2 protein-coding genes are annotated in these 1,189 nt (G+C 37.8%); both read left to right on the top strand.

Annotated elements, in window-relative coordinates; all coding sequences use genetic code 11:
* Nucleotides 1–84: 84 nt before the first annotated feature.
* Nucleotides 85–810 (top strand): CPBP family intramembrane glutamic endopeptidase, encoded by a 726-nt coding sequence (locus V7150_RS24955; RefSeq protein ID WP_335523631.1) that lies wholly within the window; start codon nt 85–87, stop codon nt 808–810.
* A complete protein-coding gene (locus tag V7150_RS24950) occupies nt 807–1,007 on the top strand; it encodes a YdiK family protein (protein WP_335523629.1) in 201 nt (66 codons plus the stop codon). The genes V7150_RS24955 and V7150_RS24950 overlap by 4 nt, the downstream gene beginning before the upstream one ends.
* Nucleotides 1,008–1,189: the final 182 nt, after the last annotated feature.

Raw genomic sequence — 1,189 nt, 5'->3', positions numbered from 1 at the left:
AAGAGTAAAATGAATAATAATGACCTGAAAATTAGAATGTTAATTGTCATATTATATTGAATGCATCAAAAAGGAGATTAAAATTTGAAAAAGGAATATTGGATCATCATCATTGTGTACATCGCTATGCAGCTCTCTAGTCTTGTCGGGCTTCCTATAATGTTATTCAGCTTTAAATCTTTCGGAATCAGCCAAAGTCTTGCTGTTCCTGTTTGGCTGATTGCCAGTTTTTCAATTGCTTTACTCATCATTCTTTTTATTTTACGAAAGGAAATGAACACCCAAAGCTTTGAAAAAAGGGGTGGTTCCTCTGTCGGTGAATCGGTAATATGGGCCATTATAGGTGTCTTTTTAGCTTACTTTGCGCAAATTTTCGCCGCCATGATCGAAACTCTCTTAGGCGTTAAAATGGGGTCTGAGAATACGCAAAATATTCTTCACATCATTGAAACGATGCCTGCGGCGATTATTGTTACCAGCATTATTGGGCCGATTTTAGAAGAAATTGTTTTTCGTAAAATTATTTTTGGCGCCATGTACAAGCGCTTTAACTTTTTTATCTCAGCGCTGATCAGCTCGGTCATCTTTGCAGCGGCACATATGGAGTTTCAGCACATTATACTGTATTCGGCCATGGGCTTTACCTTCGCTTTTCTCTATGTCAAAACCAAACATATTCTTGTACCGATTTTTGCCCATGTCACGATGAATACCTTGGTTGTCTTGGTGCAGACTGTTTATAAAGATGATATTGAAAGATTAAGGCGTGAGGCTGAGGCAGTTCAAAACTTTATCGGAGGATTTCTATGAGACGTTCACCTTTGCTTTCTGGTTTGATATACTTCCTGCTTGGCGGGGTATTTACTTTCTTTGCCATCGATGATGTTCAAAAAAACGGCTGGGGCTTTTTCAGCTATCTCCTCGTCTTATTAGCGACCTTTGACTTTGGCTCAGGCCTAAAAATGATTGCCTTTCATTTTAAATATAAGAACCAAATGAAAAAATAAACACAGGGATCCCTGCTAATGAAGTTCAGGGATCCCTTTTTTTCATCAATACCTCTGTTTTAAAAGCCCGGCCTTTTCAACCACTCTCGACCTTTTATCAAACACTTACCTTTTTCAAGCAAAAAACAAAAATGCACAATCAAGTGGAGAATATGTCTTTAATAAGGACTCTTAAAGACAAA

The organism is Neobacillus drentensis, assembly GCF_036965245.1.
Classification (GTDB): domain Bacteria; phylum Bacillota; class Bacilli; order Bacillales; family Cytobacillaceae; genus Neobacillus; species Neobacillus drentensis_G.
This window is presented reverse-complemented; position numbering and strand designations above follow the sequence as displayed.

What these genes read in the sequence shown, in the direction of transcription:
- V7150_RS24950 (WP_335523629.1), top strand. Translation starts at nt 807, where the DNA reads ATGAGACGTTCACCTTTGCTTTCTGGTTTGATATACTTCCTGCTTGGC.